Source organism: Deltaproteobacteria bacterium (assembly GCA_009930495.1).
In the GTDB taxonomy this organism is placed as follows: domain Bacteria; phylum Desulfobacterota; class Desulfovibrionia; order Desulfovibrionales; family Desulfomicrobiaceae; genus Desulfomicrobium.
Genome location: RZYB01000048.1, coordinates 1 through 16,303 on the forward strand (window position 1 = coordinate 1; position 16,303 = coordinate 16,303).

The 16,303-nt window shown below is 62.6% G+C and carries 17 protein-coding genes; 7 read left to right on the forward strand and 10 right to left on the reverse strand.

Translation table 11 applies throughout. The features are described 5' to 3' along the window. On the forward strand, positions 1–141 hold a 141-nt coding region (locus tag EOL86_06150; GenBank protein ID NCD25155.1), incomplete at its 5' end, for a response regulator. Positions 142–245: 104 nt separating this feature from the next. Here EOL86_06150 and EOL86_06155 read toward each other — a convergent pair. From EOL86_06155 to EOL86_06165, 3 genes are all read right to left on the reverse strand, one after another. Next, entirely contained in the window at positions 246–1,706 is a 1,461-nt protein-coding gene (locus tag EOL86_06155; GenBank protein NCD25156.1) for a carbon starvation protein A, read from the reverse strand. A 173-nt stretch (positions 1,707–1,879) separates the two neighbouring features. Beyond that, entirely contained in the window at positions 1,880–3,586 is a 1,707-nt protein-coding gene (locus tag EOL86_06160) for a transcriptional regulator (protein ID NCD25157.1), read from the reverse strand. Between the two features lie 69 nt (positions 3,587–3,655). After that, positions 3,656–4,447 carry a response regulator gene (locus EOL86_06165; protein ID NCD25158.1) on the reverse strand — a complete coding sequence of 264 codons (792 nt, stop codon included), beginning with the start codon at positions 4,445–4,447 and terminating at the stop codon, positions 3,656–3,658. Positions 4,448–4,704: 257 nt separating this feature from the next. Here EOL86_06165 and EOL86_06170 point away from each other — a divergent pair, with 257 nt between their 5' ends. Continuing rightward, entirely contained in the window at positions 4,705–5,337 is a 633-nt protein-coding gene (locus tag EOL86_06170; GenBank protein ID NCD25159.1) for a DUF1294 domain-containing protein, read from the forward strand. A 9-nt stretch (positions 5,338–5,346) separates the two neighbouring features. Here the strand turns inward: EOL86_06170 and EOL86_06175 are convergent, their stop codons facing one another. From EOL86_06175 to EOL86_06190, 4 genes are all read right to left on the reverse strand, one after another. Beyond that, entirely contained in the window at positions 5,347–6,201 is an 855-nt protein-coding gene (locus EOL86_06175) for a hypothetical protein (protein ID NCD25160.1), read from the reverse strand. Between the two features lie 34 nt (positions 6,202–6,235). After that, positions 6,236–6,817, reverse strand: coding sequence for a flavodoxin family protein (locus tag EOL86_06180; protein NCD25161.1), 582 nt, complete (start codon positions 6,815–6,817; stop codon positions 6,236–6,238). Between the two features lie 159 nt (positions 6,818–6,976). After that, entirely contained in the window at positions 6,977–7,168 is a 192-nt protein-coding gene (locus tag EOL86_06185) for a hypothetical protein (protein NCD25162.1), read from the reverse strand. Positions 7,169–7,215: 47 nt separating this feature from the next. Continuing rightward, on the reverse strand, positions 7,216–7,509 hold the full coding sequence (locus EOL86_06190) for a DUF2845 domain-containing protein (GenBank protein NCD25163.1): 294 nt from the start codon (positions 7,507–7,509) through the stop codon (positions 7,216–7,218). A gap of 66 nt (positions 7,510–7,575) precedes the next feature. On the opposite strand from EOL86_06190, the gene aspA reads away from it, so the two are divergent. Next, on the forward strand, positions 7,576–8,988 hold the full coding sequence (gene aspA / locus EOL86_06195; GenBank protein ID NCD25164.1) for an aspartate ammonia-lyase: 1,413 nt from the start codon (positions 7,576–7,578) through the stop codon (positions 8,986–8,988). 56 nt (positions 8,989–9,044) lie between these two features. On the opposite strand, the gene EOL86_06200 is transcribed toward aspA, so the two are convergent. The 3 genes from EOL86_06200 to glpK all read right to left on the reverse strand — a co-directional run bounded on the left by EOL86_06200 (position 9,045) and on the right by glpK (position 12,064). Continuing rightward, entirely contained in the window at positions 9,045–9,530 is a 486-nt protein-coding gene (locus EOL86_06200; GenBank protein ID NCD25165.1) for a cytochrome C, read from the reverse strand. 159 nt (positions 9,531–9,689) lie between these two features. Next, a complete protein-coding gene (locus tag EOL86_06205) occupies positions 9,690–10,265 on the reverse strand; it encodes a hypothetical protein (GenBank protein NCD25166.1) in 576 nt (191 codons plus the stop codon). 287 nt (positions 10,266–10,552) lie between these two features. Next, positions 10,553–12,064 (reverse strand): glycerol kinase, encoded by a 1,512-nt coding sequence (glpK, locus tag EOL86_06210; GenBank protein NCD25167.1) that lies wholly within the window; start codon positions 12,062–12,064, stop codon positions 10,553–10,555. A gap of 371 nt (positions 12,065–12,435) precedes the next feature. Between glpK and EOL86_06215 the strand changes: the two genes are divergently transcribed. Genes EOL86_06215 through EOL86_06230 form a run of 4 tightly spaced genes read left to right on the forward strand, consistent with a single transcriptional unit; the run spans position 12,436 to position 16,303 of the window. Continuing rightward, positions 12,436–12,660, forward strand: a complete 225-nt coding sequence (locus EOL86_06215) for a ferrous iron transport protein A (protein NCD25168.1) — start codon at positions 12,436–12,438, stop codon at positions 12,658–12,660. Then, positions 12,657–15,131, forward strand: a complete 2,475-nt coding sequence (feoB, locus tag EOL86_06220; protein ID NCD25169.1) for a ferrous iron transport protein B — start codon at positions 12,657–12,659, stop codon at positions 15,129–15,131. The genes EOL86_06215 and feoB overlap by 4 nt, the downstream gene beginning before the upstream one ends. 32 nt (positions 15,132–15,163) lie before the next feature. Next, positions 15,164–15,478, forward strand: coding sequence for a hypothetical protein (locus EOL86_06225; GenBank protein NCD25170.1), 315 nt, complete (start codon positions 15,164–15,166; stop codon positions 15,476–15,478). A gap of 21 nt (positions 15,479–15,499) precedes the next feature. Next, positions 15,500–16,303: a DUF4198 domain-containing protein gene (locus tag EOL86_06230; protein NCD25171.1), complete on the forward strand. Its 804-nt coding sequence runs from the start codon at positions 15,500–15,502 to the stop codon at positions 16,301–16,303.

Here is a 16,303-nt window from a genome sequence, read left to right on the forward strand (position 1 = left end):
ATCCCCATTATCGCCATGACGGCCTATGCCATGACCGGAGACCGGGAACGGTTCTTGGACATGGGCATGAACGGCTATGTGGCCAAGCCGGTCAGCCTGGAAGCGTTGTTGCCGGCTATCGAAGCCGCCTTGAGGAATTGAGGTCTCGGGCCCTGTCGGCCAAAATGTGGCGCCGGCAGGGTGGTTGGTGAACAAACAGCGCGGGGAGCCCCAGGGCTCCCCGCGCTGTTTGTGGACGGGCGGAATCAGTCGATGGTGCCCGGGGCGTCCAGGGCATCGGTTTCGACGGGGGTGACGCGGGCCTTGAGGAAGAAGATCACGAAGGTGACCACGGCCACGGCGACGCCAATGGGGTAGCCGGCGGCGGTGGCCAGCTTGAGCGGGAATTCCGGGGCCACGCAGAGGTAGGTGGCGCAGACGGCGGTCATGAACACGGCCGGAACGCTGGCGATCCAGTGCGGCTTGCCATGACGGACCAGATACATGGCCGAGGCCCAGAGCACGATGGTGGCCAGGGTCTGGTTGGCGAAGCCGAAGTAACGCCAGATGACGTTGAAGTCGGTCTTGGTGATGAGGAAACCGACGATGAACAGGGGCACGGCGATCATCAGGCGCTTGACAATGGCTTTTTGTCCGAGCTTGCCAAAGTCGGCGATGATCAGGCGGGCGGCGCGGAAGGCCGTGTCGCCGGAAGAGATGGGCAGGATGATGACACCGATGATGGCCAGGAACCCGCCGATGGGGCCCATCAGGGTGGTGGCCACCTGATCGACCACGGCGGCCGGACCGCCGGCGGCCAGGGCCGCCTGCAGGGCGTCGGGGGTCTGGTAGAAGGTCATGCCCAGGGTGGCCCAGACCAGGGCGATGATGCCCTCGCCGATCATGGCGCCATAAAAGATGGGCCGACCGCATTTTTCATCCGGGATACAGCGGGCCATCATGGGCGACTGGGTGGCGTGGAAGCCGGAAATGGCGCCGCAGGCGATGGTGATGAACATCAGCGGCCACATGGGCAGGCCCTTGGGGTGGACGTTGGCCAGACCCACGCCGTTGGGGAAGAAGGTGTAGCCGTCGACGATGAGCATGGTCGAAAGGCCAAAGGCCATGATCAGCAGGCAGACCGTAAAAACCGGGTAGAGACGGCCGATGATCTTGTCCACGGGGAGAATGGTGGCCAGAAAGTAGTAGGCGAAGATGATGCCGGTCCAGATGGCCACGGCCGAGTTCTTATCAACGTCGAAGCCGATTTTGTTGGCCAGGAGTTTGGCCGGGCCGAGGACGAAGACCACGCCGACCAGGAGCAGCAGAATGACCGAGAAGACGTTCATGAACTGCTTGGCGAAATTACCCAGATTGTAGCCCACGGCATCGGGGATGGACTTGCCATCGTAGCGCACGGACATCATGCCCGAGAAATAGTCGTGCACAGCGCCGGCGAAGATGCTGCCCAGGACGATCCAGAGCAGGGCCGCCGGACCGTACAGGGCGCCGAGGATGGGACCGAAAATGGGGCCCAGACCGGCGATGTTCAACAGCTGGACCATGTAGATGGTCTTGGGGTTCATTTTGACATAGTCCACCCCATCTTCCATGCGGCAGGCCGGGGTGGGACGGCAGGAATCCACGCCGAATTGGGATTCGACCACCTTGCCGTAGACGAAATAGCCGGCGACGAGCGCCGCGCAAGCCAGAAAAAAATAAAACATACCGCACTCCTTGAAAAAGATGAGTCACTTCGGACGCCATGATCCGCGAGCACCACGGGATCGCTCCTGAACCTTGGTGCGTGCGTAGGCGCGGAATGGCGCCGGCGGCAAGGGGGCCGCGCGAAGTGTCGTTTTTCGTGTCTGAAATGACGACCGGGGCGGGCGAGGCGGCTTCAGATCCGGGTTGGCATGGGCAGCGAAAAGTCGATGCGCGTGCCCTGGCCCGGCGCGCTGGCCACGGTCGGCAGGGAGGCCGGGCCAAAGATGCGCTCCAAACGCTGAAAGCAGTTGCGGGTGCCGATGCCGCCGGAACGCGAGTCCAGACGCCCTTTTTCGAACAGGCGGTCCACCTGGTCCTGGTCCATGCCCACGCCGCTGTCCCGGACTTCCACGTAAAGGCGTGACCCGTCGGCGTGGACGCGGAGCCGGATTTCGCCGCCGTTTTCCTGGCCCAGGATGCCGTGGCGGACACTGTTTTCGACCAGGGGCTGGATGATCAGCGGCGGAATGGGCCAGGTCTCGCAGCCATCTTCCACGTCGAAGGTGAAGCGGATGCGGTCGCCGAAGCGGGCCTGCTCGATGGCCAGGTAGCAGCGGATTTGCTCCAGCTCCTCGGCCAGGGGCACGAACCCCTTGCTCGCGTCCAGGTTCGTGCGCAGGTAGCGCGACAGGTCCTGGAGCAGGCTTCTGGCCTTGTCCGGGCTGGTCCGGCAGAACGAGGTGATGGTGTTCAGGGAGTTGAACAAAAAGTGCGGGTTGATCTGGGCCTGGAGACGGCGGATTTCGGCGTGGGCCAGCATGCGTTCGCTGATCTGGATGTTTTCCAGTTCGAGCTGGGTGGAAAAGAGATTGCCCAAGCCCTTGGCCAGTTCGAACAGGAGCAAATCCAGTCCCTTGGAGGCCGTTCCGTAGAATTTGAGGGCGCCGACCACGTTGCCGGCCTGGTGCAGGGGCACGATGATGGCCGAGGTGAAGGGGCAGCCCGGATGATCGCAGCCGATGCCTTCGCGATGCTGGATAAAGGACGGCTGTCCGGTTTCCAGAACGGCGCGCGTGGCATTGGTGACAATGGGCCGGCCCGCCAGATGGTGGTCGTCGCCCAGGCCGATGTGGGTCAGGACCGTGGTTTTATCGGTGATGGCCACGGCGCTGACCGCGACCCGGGCGTGGATGATCCGGGCCGTGGCCATGGCGCTTTCCTGTGTCAGGCCGGAGCGCAGGTGCCCGACCGTGGTGTTGGCGATATCCAGGATTTCCTGGGCCTGGACCGAATCCTGCCGGGCCCGGTACCGGAAGACGACGTTGATGACCTGGATAAACGTGGCCGCGCCCAGGGTGTTCAGAAGAATCATGGGCGGGGCGATGATGCGCACCAGCGCCACGGCCTCGGGATAGGAATGGGACAGGGTCAGAACCATGGCCATGTGCAGGGACTCCCCGATCAGGGCCAGACTGGCGGCCCAGCGCCAGTCCACGCTGCGTTCCTTGAGATAGAGCGTCACGAGTCCGGCCACCGTGCCTTCGAGCATGGTCGCCAGCCCGCAGGGGATGGAGCTGAAGCCGCCGATGTCGATCAGGATGCGGTGTCCGCCGGCGATGACGCCCGAGGCGATGCCGACCACCGGCCCCCCGAACAGGCCGCCGGTGATGACGGCCATGGCCCGGAGATTGGCCACGGACTGGGACACCAGATTGCCGCCATAGGTGCCCAGAATGCCGGCCGCGCCGAAAAAGAGGATTTGGAGCAGTCTGGCCCGCCAGGGCGGCCCCTGCCGCAGACGCAGTTTATGGATGGGCGTGATGGTCAGGAGCAGGAAGGCTCCGGCCACGATCAGGCCCAGGCGTTCGGCCAGGGCCAGGATGAGGGCGTCGGAATTCATGAAGTGGTATCTCGTTCATGGCGGTCGCGGGATTTGTCCCCCACCCGCCGGATGCGGTGCCGATGCGATTCAGGCCAGCCCGAGCTGGTCGCGGAAGGCGCGGACCCTGGCCTTGCTGACGGTGATTTCCGTGGCGGCCGCGTCGCGCATGGTCAGGACATACTTGCCGTTGAACCAGGGCGTAAAATCCCGGACCTGGGCCAGATTGACCAGTTCGCCCCGGTTGGCCCGGAAAAAGGACAGCTGGGCCAGTTTGTCCGCCAGCCGGTCCAGGGTGCCGGGGCCGTGATGCGGGTAGTGCGTGTCCCTGGTGTGGACCAGGGTGCGGCGGCCTTCGGTGCGGATAAAGACAACCTCGGTGTGGGGCAAGAGCAAAACGCGGCTGCCGTTTTCCACGGAAATACGGATCAGGGCCGGGGTCAGGCCCATGCTCCGCAGCAAGCCTTCCAGATCCGGTTGGGCCACGGCCTCGGGATGCATCCGGGAAAGAAGACCGCGCAGCCGGTCCAGGCATTTGGACAGCCGCTCGTGGGACACGGGCTTGAGCAGGTAGTCCACGGCATTGTCCTCGAAAGCCCGGATGGCGTACTGGTCGTAGGCCGTGGCAAGGACGAACAGCGGCGGCTCCGGGACGGCCATGGCTTTTTCCAGCACGGACAATCCCGTGCCGCCGGGCATCTGGATGTCCTGGAAGACAACGTCCGGCGTCAGCCGGGCGATTTCTTCCAATGCCTGGGCCGCGGATATGGCCGTGCCGACCACGCTCGCATCCGGGAACGCGGACAAAAGGTAGGACAGCTCGTCCAGGGCCGGCGGCTCGTCGTCCACCAACAGGCAACGGATGGGGCGGGGGATGGTCATGGGCGGCTCCTTGGGCGCGTGCGGCGTGGAGCCTTGACTATCAAAGTTTCAGGGAAAGCGCATTGTCTTGCCATGGTGCCTAGATTGATATTTTTTTTCGGGAATGTCAGACGGTTATGGAATGCTGGCGGCGAGCCGTGTGTGATCTTGTGTCATACGTCCCCCGTGCGGTAGACGGCCCGCACCGTGAGCTCGTCCGGACCCCGTTGCCGGGGATGGGTCATTCGCGGAATTTTTGACCATTTATTGGAGGCCGCATGCGGTATCAAGGCACGATCACGACATGGAAGGATGACCAGGGGTTTGGTTTTATCGCGCCCAATGACGGCGATCGTTTGGTATTTGTGCACATTTCATCGTTTTTAAATAGGAAGAAACGTCCTGGCGTGGGAGAAACCGTGTCCTTTGAATTGGGCTCGGATGAGCGGGGCCGTCCCCGGGCCGAGGGAGTCGCTTTCGTTGGCGATCAATCTCCAAAAACGGTTTTTTCGTCGGGACGGGCGGGAGCGTTTGTGGTCGCGTTCGTGTTTTTCGGGGCTTTGGCCGCTTTGGTGCTTGTCGGGAAACTGCCGCTGATGGTGCTCGGACTGTATGTCGGGGCGAGTCTGGCGGCCTTCGTGGCCTATGCGCGGGACAAGTCCGCGGCGGAAAACAACCAGTGGCGGACCCCGGAAAAAACCTTGCATCTGATCGCGCTTGCGGGGGGCTGGCCCGGCGCCTTGGTCGCGCAGCGGGTGTTGCGTCATAAATCAAGGAAACAGTCGTTCCAGATTGTTTTTTGGATCACGGTGATTCTGAACTGTGGCGGCCTTGCTTATGTGCTCACGCCCGGGGGTGCTGTCCTGGTCTCGGATCTTTTGGGACTGTTCCGTGTTGTCACGGGCTCATAATGCTTCGTTTCACGCCTTGGTCATGGTGAAGACCCTGGTCCAGGCCAGGGTCAGGGCGATGGCGAACAGGGCGGCGACAATGCCCAGGGCCACGTCGTACATGGGCGGGGCGGCCAGGGCGAGGCGGATGAACAGGGTGGACAGGGCGTAGCCGGAGTTGCGGAACACGGCGTGGAAGGATGGCCGGAAACACTGGGAGATGAGCACCACCAGGATGTCCGTGAAGATGAGCAGGGTGTAGAAGACCGGGAAAAAGTCGATGTGCGGCAGTCCGGCCAGCCGGTTGTAGAGATTGGTCAGGCCCAGGATGACGAAGACCGCCAGCAGGACCAGGGCGATGCCTTTTTTGGCGGCCACGAACCGGAACAGGTCCGTGGGCAGGCCCATGTCCTGCTTTTTTGTGGGCTGGATGCGGTAATAGACGCCAAGCAGGGCGAAGACGGTCAACGCCCCGAAGCCGTAGCCCAGGATGTGATACATCGCGGTCAGGTTCTGTCCCAGGGTGATGGGCTCGGCAAAGGAGGACAGTTCCTTGAATGCGTCCCGCAGCAGGATCAGGGACAGGATTTCGAACTGCTTGCCCACGGATCGGGAAAAGGAGCAGGGCAGGGTGAAAATCAGGCTGATGACTTCCAGGATCAGGACCAGGGTGAAGGCCAGGTTCACGGCGTGAAAATGATTGGTCGGCGTGTGGACGGCCAGGGCCGTGGGCAAAAGACCCTGGCGGTTCAATTCGATGCTGGCCAGCGCCCCGAGAAACGCCGCGATCAGTCCCAGGGCGAAGCGGCGGTGCATGCCTTCGTGTTCCCAGAAATGATGCAGGGGATCGAAGAGGTAGGTGAAACGTTCGAACATGTTGTCCATGGGGTCGAGCCTCCTCGGGGCGTGGTCGGGGACGTTAGAGATATCTGGACGTGATGGCCTCCACGTTGGCCAGATAGGTTTTGAGTTCATTATCCGGAATCGTGGTCACGCCACCAAAAAAGGCATGGTGCAGCACTTCCATGCCGCAGATCTCGAAAATGCCCGTGTCCGTGATGGACGCCATGCATTGGTGCATGTCCTGGCTGGCGTAGAAGGTGCTTGGCGCGCCGGTGGTGTTGAAGATGAGGACTTTCTTTCCGGCCAAGGGGCCGAGGGGTGAATCCCCGATGCGTTCGAAAACGAAGTCCGGGCAGAGCACCCGGTCGATATAGCCCTTGAGCAGCGCCGGCATGCCCGCCCACCAGATGGGGTAGACCAGGGTCAGCATATCCGTCCATTGCAGGAATTCCTGTTCCAGGCGGATATCCGGGGGCACGCTGCCCGTGGCCAGGGCGTCGAGGTCCGTGGCGCGGAGCACGGCTTCGAAGTCCAGGGCGTAGAGGTCGCGGCGGCGGGTGTCATGTCCCAGGGCCACGGACACGGCTTCCACGGTGTCGGCGATGGCGCGGGTAAAACTCGACGTACGGGGATGGCAGGTGATGACGAGGTGGTTCATGCGGTATCCTTGGTGTTGTGACGTGGTCCCGGTTTTACTCCCCGGATTGGGCGTGGGACGCCAATCTCCCCGGGATGGTTCGGGATTTACGCCGAACCATAATCCAGGAGCGGGGATAAAGGAAAGCTTTTTGTGGAAAAATGATCCAATCCGCGCCGATCAGGTCGCGCGGAGCAGATCGAGGATCAGGTCCGCCGATGGCATGCGCCGGGTTTCGGCCTTGGAATAGATGGAACGGCCATCGGCGATGACGTCGAAGGCGCCCTTGTCGCCGGTCTCCAGAATGGGATGGATGCCGAGCTCGGTCGAAATGCGGTCCGCAAGACTTGCGGCGCGCTGGGCATAGCCCATTCAGAGGCTACAGTAGACAATGCGGATGTTCATGGCGATCCCGGTGGTTAGTGCTGGTAGTATTCGGTTTTTTTCAACTCGCCGCCCTCGAAGGTCAGGACGTAATAGCCACTGCCGACTTCGTATGTCATTTCGGTGATGTAGAGTGTCCGCTCCCGGCCGTCCCGGATGACCGTGATCTCGCCGACGCGGTCTTCCCATTTGGGTTCGCCGCATTTGGCGCGAACCTTGGTGACGATGGTGCCGGGCGTCATCAGATCACCCTGGCAACGCAGGTCGGCGGCCTGGATTGGAGCCGCCAGTCCGGTCAGAAGGGCCAGAACGAAAAAAAGCTTTGGCATGGGGTGTCCTCCGGATAGGGTGGGACGATTTTGAAAGGGTTTTCACGTTTCGTAAAGGGGGCCTGTGTGGAATATCGAATCGAAAAAGACAGTCTGGGCGAACGCCGGGTGCCGGCCGTGGCGTATTACGGGGCGCAGACCGTGCGCGCCCTGGAAAATTTCCAGGTCACGGGCATCCCCATTGCCCATTTCCCCGGACAAATCCAGGCCCTGGCGTGCATCAAGCAGGCCGCGGCCCTGGCCAATCTGGAACTGGGATTGCTCGAACCGGAATTGGCCGAGGCCATCATGGCCGCCTGCCGCGAGGTGCGCGAGGGCAAGTTCGACGACCAGTTCGTGGTCGATGTCATTCAGGGCGGGGCCGGCACGTCCGTGAACATGAACGCCAACGAGGTCATCGCCAACCGCGCCCTGGAACTTCTCGGGCACGTCAGGGGCGAATACGGATTTTGCCACCCCAACAACCATGTCAATCTGTCCCAGTCCACCAACGACGTGTACCCGACGTCGCTGCGCATCGCCGCCGTGTGGAAGATCCGCGAACTGGCCCGGGCCATGCGCGAGTTGATCGACGCCCTGGCCGCCAAGGGCGAGGAGTTCGCCGATGTCATCAAGATGGGCCGGACCCAGCTCCAGGACGCCGTGCCCATGACCCTGGGCCAGGAGTTTTCGGCCTGGGCCGTGACCGTGGGCGAGGACGTCGAGCGGGTGGAGGAATGCCAGCGCCTGCTCATGGAAATCAACATGGGGGCCACGGCCATCGGCACGGGCATCAACACCGTGCCGGCCTACGCCGCCTTTGTCTGCGAGAAACTGGCGCACATCACGGGCCTGCCCCTGATCAAGTCGCCCAATCTGGTCGAGGCCACGTCGGATACCGGCGCCTTTGTCCAGCTTTCGGGCGTGTTCAAGCGCGTGGCCGTGAAGCTGTCCAAGATCTGCAACGATCTGCGTCTGTTGTCCTCGGGGCCGTTTTGCGGCCTGGGCGAGATCAACCTGCCGCCCATGCAGCCGGGGTCGTCCATCATGCCGGGCAAGGTCAATCCGGTCATTCCAGAGATGGTCAACCAAGTCTGTTTCCAGACCATCGGCAACGACGTGACCGTGACCATGGCCGCCGAGGCCGGACAGTTGGAACTCAACGTCTTCGAGCCGCTCATCGCCTTCAACCTCTTCCAGATCATGGACATGCTTGGCCGGGCCATGCGGATTCTGAAGGATCGGTGCATCGTCGGCATCACCGCCAATCGCGAACGCTGCGCCCAGTTGGTGCGTCAGTCGGCCGGGATCGTGACCATTCTGGTGCCGTATCTCGGCTACGACGAGGCCGCGGCCATTGCCAAGGAAGCGGCCCGGACCGGCGCGACGGTATATGATTTGGTGCTGGAAAAGGAGCTCATGACCCGGGAAGAGCTGGAGGACGTCCTGGATCCGATGCGGATGACCCATCCGCGCATGGTCCGGGCGCGACGTTTGTAGGGCGCGGGGCCGATGGAGGGAAAAACAAGGCCCCCGGATTTCGGGGGCCTTGAAATTTAGTTGGTGTGGCAGCTCTTGCAGGCGAGGGGCGCGTCCCCCGTGCCTTCGCGCTTGAGCTTGCGGTGACAGCCGACGCAGCTCTTGGTGGTGTCCTTGGTGGTGTGAAAGGCGCGGTACACGGAGCTGTATTCCGGCTTGATGGTCGGATCGTCGTGACAGCCCTCGGTCATGCAGCCCTGGAAGGCGTAGGTGTCGGCCACGGTGTGGTGGCAGTCGGCACAGGCGATCTCCATGTGCGAGGCATGGTTGAAGACGACATCGCCCTTTTTGGGGGTGTAGCCGTCGAAGTGCTTGGGACTCATGGTCACGCTTTCGGGGATTTCCAGCTTCTCCGCGAAGGCGGCGACGGCGCAGCCCAGGATCAGGGCCGCGACAAAGGCCAGGGTAACACGTTGCATCTCTCTTCCTCCTTGATTGTACTCCAAATAAGGACTCCGGAGCCAGGTCGCGAACCAACGGAACAGGCAGGAGTCCGCCCCCATAGAAGGGCCGATTCCTAACTGCTTCCCGATTCAAGGGCAAGGAAGGAATGTCCGATGGCTTTGGGCCGGCCATCGCGGACTTCGGGGCGCGGGACGCAAACGTGCCTCCCCGCTCCGTTTTGTCCGGATGGCGATTCTGGTCCGCGCGAGGCGGCCGCTTCAGGTCCGGTCGTTTTTTTGCCCGCCACGAGTCTTTTGGGGGGCGGCATGTTCGCGATCTGGAAGCCCTGGCCGTTCGCTGGTTTCGGTTTGGTCCTGGCCGCGCGCCGCCGCCAAGAGCCGTCCATACGCCTTGGCGTGTTCGTGCATGGCCATGTGCAGGGAGCCAAAAATTTCCACCGTGGCCGTGGGGCTTGGGCCGCGCACGGCGGCCGCCCACAGCAGGATCTGGTACGTGCCCTGTCGAAGTCCGCGTCGCCAGTTCTCCAGAAAGGCGCGTTCGGTCATTCCCAGAAATGGGCGGCCCTCGGATTCGTATTTGCGGGCCAGCAGGTCCTCGAGCTTGCGCGACAGCGGATTTTCGCCGTCCATGGTCGCCACGAGCATTTCAAGGATGGCGAAGTCCGATTTGGCCTGCTCGGCGGCTCCGACCATGCGGCACAGCCAGCGCTGCTCCCGGATGTCGAGGCACATGCCGACAACGGGGCAACGGAAGATCTGGTCGATTTCCCATATTTTTTTGCGCGTCGGAACTGTCCGCCCGGCCGATCCGGCCCGCGATGTCTCCATGAACATGTTCATCCTCCGCTCCACGTCCCTTCACGTCGCGCCCACGGGGATGGGACGATGTTCGTGGGACAAGTTTGAAGTTTTTAACAACGATTTTATTAAGATGTATTTATTTTTGATAGTTTTTCAGTAAATTATTAGATATGTCTAATAAACGGCGTACCCTTCCGAGGATTTTGTTGTCAACAACGCCGCGTCCCGAGTTTCGCTCCCCACGGCCAGAACACCCGTCGGGGCGCCTGGAACAGGGGGCGATACGCCAGGCGCCCGGACCGTCGCCGGGCGTCGGGACCTCATTCCACCCAGCCAAGCGTCCGGGTCACCGCCTTTTGCCAGCCCGCGTGCAGATCCGCGCGTCGGGCTTCGTCCATGTCCGGAATCCAGCGCTTGTCCTCTTCCCAGTTGTTGTGGAGTTCCTCGCGGCCGGACCAGAAACCCGAGGCGATGCCAGCGGCGTAGGCCGCGCCGAGGCAGGTGGTTTCGGCCACCTTGGGGCGGACCACGGGCACGTTCAGGATGTCGGCCTGGAACTGCATCAGGAGTTCGTTGTGGACCATGCCGCCGTCGGCCTTGATGGTTTTCAGGTCCACGCCGGAATCCTTGTTCATGGCCTCCACGATGTCCTTGGTCTGGTAGGCCGTGGCTTCGAGCACGGCCCGGGCAATGTGCTCGCGGTTGATGTAGCGGGTCAGTCCCACCATGGCCCCGCGCGCGTCGGGGCGCCAGTAGGGCGCGTACAGGCCGGAAAAGGCCGGCACGATGTACATGCCGCCCGTGTCCTCGACCTTGCGGGCCAGGGTTTCGATCTCCGGGGCCGAGGAGAACATCCGCAGGTTGTCGCGCAGCCATTGCACCAGGGCTCCGGCGATGGCGATGGACCCTTCCAGGCAGTAGGAAGGTTTGCGGCCGCTGAACTGGTAGGCCAGGGTGGTGATCAGGCCATGTCTGGACGGGATGGGTTCGTGGCCGGTGTGCATGAGCAGGAAGCAGCCCGTGCCGTAGGTGTTCTTGGCCTCGCCGGGCGCGAAGCAGGTCTGGCCGACCAGGGCCGCCTGTTGGTCCCCCACGGCCCCGCAGACCGGCACGCGCGCGCCAAGCGGTCCGTCCTCGGAGGTCGGGCCCCAGGTGGCGCTGTCGGACGAGGGCACGATGCGCGGCAGCCCACTGGCCGGGATGCCCAGGATCTCAAGGATGTCATCGTCCCAGGCCAGGCTTTCCAGATCCATGAGCATGGTCCGGCTGGCGTTGGTCACGTCGGTGACATGCGCCCCGCCCTTGGGACCGCCGGTCAGCCACCAGATGATCCAGGTCTCGATGGTGCCGAACAGGGCGTTGCCCTTGTCGGCGGCGGCCCTGGCCTCGGGAACGTTGTCCAGGATCCAGCGGATCTTGGGGCCGGAAAAATACGTGGCCACGGGCAGGCCGGTCTTGGCGCGGAAGCGATCCTGGCCGCCGTCGGCCATCAGATTCTTGCAGATGTCGTGGGTGCGCGTGCACTGCCAGACAATGGCGTTGTGAAACGGTGTGCCCGTGAAGCGGTCCCAGACCACCGTGGTCTCGCGCTGGTTGGTGATGCCAATGGCCGACAACTCCGATCCCGTGATGCCGGACTTGGCCAGGGCCCCCCGGATAACGTCCTGGACATTGGCCCAGATTTCCATGGGATCGTGCTCGACCCAGCCCGGCCTGGGGTAGATCTGCCGATGTTCCTTTTGGTCCATGGCGACGATGCGGCCATGTTCGTCGAAAATGATGAAGCGACTGCTGGTGGTCCCCTGATCGACCGCGCCGATGTAACGGGCCATGCTCTCCTCCGGATGGGATATGGGTGGAAGGTCCGCGCGATTCTACGGGAAAATCAGGGGTGATCAAGTCGGGACGGTCGGGGCGTTGCCGGGCCGGACGACCGGGCGGTGTCGGCCCCAAGGCCAGGCCCGTCGGACGGAAATTCACCTTGGGCGGTAATTTTTGGCTTCCAGCGGCAATTCGTGGCCGGAAGAGTTAGTTATGACAAATTATTTGGACTATCGAAGACGAAATTTTTCATGAACAAAAAGTAGATAGCCGCAAAGCTATATTTGAAATCTAAAATCATCCCGCGCCCCGCGCGACATCTTCCCGGACTGAGCGGGAAGCGTCCGGGGGAGCCGCGTGGCAATCGACGGAGAAACAATTCATGACCCTGAGCGAATTAGTGCCTGGAAAAATTTGTGTCATCACCAAGCTGCGGGCCCAGGACAGGCTGGCCCAGCGTCTGCTCGATCTGGGTATTTTTCCGGGAGCGAGGCTCACCGTCCTGCGCAACGCGCCATTGGAGGACCCGATGGAGGTGGTCGTGGAAGGCTTGATGCTCAGCCTGCGTCATGACGAGGCCAAATTCGTGGAGGTCGAGGCACGGTGAAAACCCAGTCCTGTGTCGTGGCCCTGGCTGGTCAACCCAACTCCGGCAAGTCCACGGTTTTCAACATGTTGACCGGGGCCCACCAGCATGTGGCCAACTATCCCGGTGTCACGGTGGAGAAGAAGACCGGGCAGTTCAGGACGGACGAACTCGACATCGAGCTGGTCGATCTGCCCGGCACGTACAGCCTGACCTCGTATTCCCTGGAAGAACGGGTGGCCCGGAATTTTCTGCTGCACGAAAAGCCCGAGGTCTGCGTCAACGTGGCCGATGTCTCGACCCTGCGCCGATCCCTGTCCCTGACCTTCCAGCTCATGGAGATGGATTGCCCGGTGGTTCTGGCCCTGAACATGATGGACAAGGCCAGGAAGGAAGGCGTGGAGCTGGATCTGGCCCTGCTTGAAAACCGGCTGGGTGTCCGGGTCGTGCCCGTGGCCGCGGCCAGGGGAGAAGGGCGGCGCGAGTTGGTTCGGGCCGTGGCCGATCAGGCCCGGGAGCGGCCACGGCCGCGCCAGATCGATTACGGCCCGCTGGAGGAAAAAATCCAGGCCCTGGAAACCTGGATGGTCACGGCGAAGGTCCCGGGCCCGGTACCCCCCCGGTGGTTGGCCCTCAAGCTGCTGGAGGGGGATGAATTCGCCCTGGATCATGCCCGGACGGCCATTCCCGAAGGCGAGGTACTGGTGCGGCTGGCCGAGGGTCTGGCCCAGGGCTTCGTGGCGGCGCATGGCGCGTCCGTGGCCCATTATCTGGCCGTGCGTCGCCACGTCCTGGCCGACGAGATTCTGGCCTCGTGTCAGAAGCGGGCCTTTTCCGCCCGCAACCTGACCAACCGCATCGACGCCGTGGTCTGCCACAAGGTCGCCGGACCGGTGGTTTTGGTTGGGATCATCTATCTGCTGTATCAACTGTCCATCGTTCAGGGCTACAACCTGACCAATTACACCTGGCCCCTGCTGGCCAAGCTCAAGGAATGGTGCGGCCTGATCCTGCCCTCGGCCGGATTCGTGGACGATCCGCTGATCCGGGCCCTGGGATTGTGGGTGGTGGACAGCGTCAACGCCCTGCTCAACTATATCCCCATTTTCCTGATTCTGTTTTCCCTCATCGCCATTCTGGAGGACAGCGGCTACATGCCGCGCATGGCCTTTATCCTGGACCGGATGCTCCAGCGTTTCGGCCTGCACGGCCAGGCCACCCTGCCCCTGGTTCTGGGCGGGGTCTATGTCGGCGGTTGCGCCGTGCCGGCGGTCATGTCCACCAAGGCCGTTCCCGACCACCGCGCCCGGCTGGCCACCATCCTGATCATTCCCATGCTCAACTGCCTGGCCAAGGTGCCGCTTTATATCCTGCTCGTCAGTGCCTATTTCGCCGAGCATCAGGCCCTGGCCATGTTCTTCATCTCCACCATCAGCCTGCTCCTGGCCCTGCCCGTGGCCAAGCTCTTGACCCTGACCGTGCTCAGAAAGCAGGAGAGCGCGCCGTTCATCATGGAAATGCCGGACTACCATCTGCCCACCCTGGGCGGAGTGCTCCGGCCGGCGCTGCAAAAGGTCTGGCTGTTCGTCAAGAAGATCACGTCCATCGTGGCCGCCGTGGCCGTGATCGTTTTCGCCCTGCTCCGGTTTCCCGGCGTGGGCGAGGACGCCATGCGCGGTTTCGAGGCCAGGGCCGACAAGGCCATGGACGCCTTCATGGCCACGGTGGACGCCTCGCCCCTGGCGGGCCGCTTTCAGCGGACCGAGATTCCAGCCCTGCTCGAATTCGAGGACGCCTACAAGCAGGCCAAGATCGGGGCCAAGTCGGAAGAGGGCGCGGCCCGGATCGACGCGCGTTTCGCGGAGCGTAACGCCGTCTATCTGGCCATGGTCAAGGGACAGCCCGTTCCGGAGCACGGCAAGATCGGCCGGGGCCTGCGAGCCCTGACCCGCGAGCGCAAGCTGATCCGCATGGATGTGCAGAAGGAACGCATCGACGCCAGCTTCTTGGGCCGTATCGGCCAGGCCATGGAGCCCGTGACCCGTTGGGCCGGATTCACCTGGCGCATCAACGTCGCCCTGCTTTCGGCCCTGGCGGCCAAGGAAAACACCGTGGCCACCCTGGGTTCCCTGTATCAGCAGGACGCCGACGCGGGTGGGGATCTGGCCGCGTCCATGCAGGAAACCGAAACCGGATTCACGGCCCTGCACGCCCTGGCCCTGATGCTGTTCATGGTTTTGTATCCGCCGTGCCTGGCCACCCTGATCACCATCAAGCTGGAAACCGGGTCCTGGGGCTACATGCTTTTTTCCCTGGGCGGGCAGATCGCCCTGGGCATTGTCGTGTCCGTGCTGGTCTTCACCGGCGGCAGTCTGCTCGGCCTGAGCGGCCTGGAGGCCATGATCGCCTTTTACCTACTGGCCGTGGCCCTGGCCATTGGGGCCGCGCTCATTCCCAACCCTCCCCTTGAACCAGATTCGGGTCGATCATGATCCGCGCTACAAACCATCACAAAGGAGTTGTCATGTTTCAGAAAATTATTCCGTTTCTTTTCGCCCTGGTGCTGCTTGGCGCCACCCAGGCCCTGGCCCATACCCCGCTGTGCTCGTGCTGGGACAACGGTGACGGCACCATCACCTGCGAGGGTGGTTTTTCCGATGGTTCGTCGGCCTCCGGCGTGGCCATGCACGTTCTGGACGCATCCGGAAAGGCCATCGAGTCCGGCAAGATGAGCCAGACCTCCGAGTTTACCTTCAAGAAGCCCGCTGGTGATTTCAAGGTGAAGTTCGATGCCGGCGAGGGCCACCAGATCGAAATTCCCGGCTCGGAAATCCACTAACCGCCATCCCAAGGAGATTTCATGAAACGCAAAAGCCTTGTTCTTTCAGCCCTCTTGGCCCTGACCTTCTTCGCCGCCCCGGCCATGGCCCACTTTCAGATGGTCTACACTCCCGAATCGGCTCTGGAAAAGGCGGCGGATCTGCCTCTCAAGCTGGTGTTCACCCATCCCTTCGAGGCCGGCCACACCATGGACATGGACGCCCCGCAAAAATTCGTGGTGCTGCACAAGGGTGAAACCAAGGATTTGACCGCGACCCTCAAGCCCATCACCTGGAAGAGCCTGACCAACTCGGGCAAGGCCTATGAAACCAGTTACACGCCGCGCGGCATGGGCGATTGGGTGTTCGCCCTGACTCCGGCCCCGTATTTCGAGGCCAGCGAGGAAACCTATATCCAGCAGATCGCCAAGCTCGTGGTCAACACGGCTGGCTCGCCCACGGATTGGGACGCCGAAATGGGCCTGCCGGCCGAGATCGTGCCCCTGGACAAGCCCTACGGGCTGTGGGCCGGGAATGTTTTTCGCGGTATCGTCAAGGGGAATGGCCAGCCCGTGCCCTTTGCCGAGATCGAGGTGGAATTTCTGAACCACAAGCCGGACCTCAAGACCAACAGCTTCGCCCCGAAGGCCGAGGTCGAGGCTCCGCAGGATAGTTTCGTGACCCAGACCATCAAGGCCGACGCCAACGGCCAGTTCGTCTACGCCGTCCCCAAGGCCGGATGGTGGGGCTTCTGCGCTCTGGGCGCGGGACCGGAAAAAACCTTCAAGGGCAAGGACCTGTCCCAGGACGCCGTTATCTGGGTCCAGGCCAAGCCCATGCCCTAG

Excerpts from the sequence above, each read along its gene's own strand:
- EOL86_06155 (NCD25156.1), bottom strand. The coding sequence starts at position 1,706 with ATGTTTTATTTTTTTCTGGCTTGCGCGGCGCTCGTCGCCGGCTATTTC.
- EOL86_06160 (NCD25157.1), bottom strand. The coding sequence starts at position 3,586 with ATGAATTCCGACGCCCTCATCCTGGCCCTGGCCGAACGCCTGGGCCTG.
- EOL86_06165 (NCD25158.1), bottom strand. The coding sequence starts at position 4,447 with ATGACCATCCCCCGCCCCATCCGTTGCCTGTTGGTGGACGACGAGCCG.
- EOL86_06170 (NCD25159.1), top strand. The coding sequence starts at position 4,705 with ATGCGGTATCAAGGCACGATCACGACATGGAAGGATGACCAGGGGTTT.
- EOL86_06175 (NCD25160.1), bottom strand. The coding sequence starts at position 6,201 with ATGGACAACATGTTCGAACGTTTCACCTACCTCTTCGATCCCCTGCAT.
- EOL86_06180 (NCD25161.1), bottom strand. The coding sequence starts at position 6,817 with ATGAACCACCTCGTCATCACCTGCCATCCCCGTACGTCGAGTTTTACC.
- EOL86_06185 (NCD25162.1), bottom strand. The coding sequence starts at position 7,168 with ATGGGCTATGCCCAGCGCGCCGCAAGTCTTGCGGACCGCATTTCGACC.
- EOL86_06190 (NCD25163.1), bottom strand. The coding sequence starts at position 7,509 with ATGCCAAAGCTTTTTTTCGTTCTGGCCCTTCTGACCGGACTGGCGGCT.
- EOL86_06200 (NCD25165.1), bottom strand. The coding sequence starts at position 9,530 with ATGGGGGCGGACTCCTGCCTGTTCCGTTGGTTCGCGACCTGGCTCCGG.
- EOL86_06205 (NCD25166.1), bottom strand. The coding sequence starts at position 10,265 with ATGTTCATGGAGACATCGCGGGCCGGATCGGCCGGGCGGACAGTTCCG.
- glpK (NCD25167.1), bottom strand. The coding sequence starts at position 12,064 with ATGGCCCGTTACATCGGCGCGGTCGATCAGGGGACCACCAGCAGTCGC.
- EOL86_06215 (NCD25168.1), top strand. The coding sequence starts at position 12,436 with ATGACCCTGAGCGAATTAGTGCCTGGAAAAATTTGTGTCATCACCAAG.
- EOL86_06225 (NCD25170.1), top strand. The coding sequence starts at position 15,164 with ATGTTTCAGAAAATTATTCCGTTTCTTTTCGCCCTGGTGCTGCTTGGC.
- EOL86_06230 (NCD25171.1), top strand. The coding sequence starts at position 15,500 with ATGAAACGCAAAAGCCTTGTTCTTTCAGCCCTCTTGGCCCTGACCTTC.